This is a genomic window from Gemmiger formicilis, from assembly GCF_016900095.1.
In the GTDB taxonomy this organism is placed as follows: domain Bacteria; phylum Bacillota; class Clostridia; order Oscillospirales; family Ruminococcaceae; genus Gemmiger; species Gemmiger formicilis_A.
In genome coordinates this window covers 1-632 of the sequence record NZ_JACJJP010000080.1, presented here as the reverse complement: position 1 = coordinate 632, position 632 = coordinate 1, and the positions used below count along the sequence as shown (strand labels likewise).

Genomic DNA, 632 nt, shown 5'->3' with positions numbered 1-632 from the left:
GGCTTTACCCTGCCCGGCGAGGCCGGGTGTGAAGCCCTGACCCTGGAGCTGGCCAAGCGCTGGGGCGCGGACGTCATCCGCGACAGCGACGGCACCGAGCTTTCGCCGGAAATTCTGGAGGCGGGGTACGACATCTACTCCACCATCTGCATCATCCGGGACCACAACGACTGGGCCCGGCAGCATCCCGAATGCCTGCAGCAGACCTTTCTGTCCACCCGGCCGCAGCTGGCCGGGGAGGGCCCGCTGTCGGTTCCCCTGATGGAAGATTTCTTTGCCGAGCAGTTCCGGGTCAACGACGGGGAAACGGCCCGCCGCTACTGGCAGGTGTGGGACCGCACGGCCGATGCCCTTCTGCCCGCCGACGCCTGGTGCTGGCAGCCCGAGACCGGCTGCGTCACCATCGAACGCCCGGTTCCGTTCCATCAGTACACCGTCAGTTTTCTGGCTTACCGTATCTGGGAAGAAATTTCCATGTACAACCACGTGACCAACAACTGGAACAAGGAACACCTGATGCCGGTGGACCCCCGCCGCCCCGAAGCCCGGGCCTATCTCACCGGCTGGCTGCGCCGCTGGTGCGAGGAACACCCCCACACCAACGTGGTGCGGTTCACCAGCCTGTTCTACAA

Annotated in this window: 1 protein-coding gene; it reads left to right on the top strand. The window is 64.9% G+C overall.

Annotation, left to right across the window (positions count from 1 at the left end; genetic code table 11):
* Positions 1–632: 1,3-beta-galactosyl-N-acetylhexosamine phosphorylase N-terminal domain-containing protein (locus tag H6B15_RS15275; RefSeq protein ID WP_275951019.1), on the top strand; the 632-nt coding region annotated here is incomplete at both ends.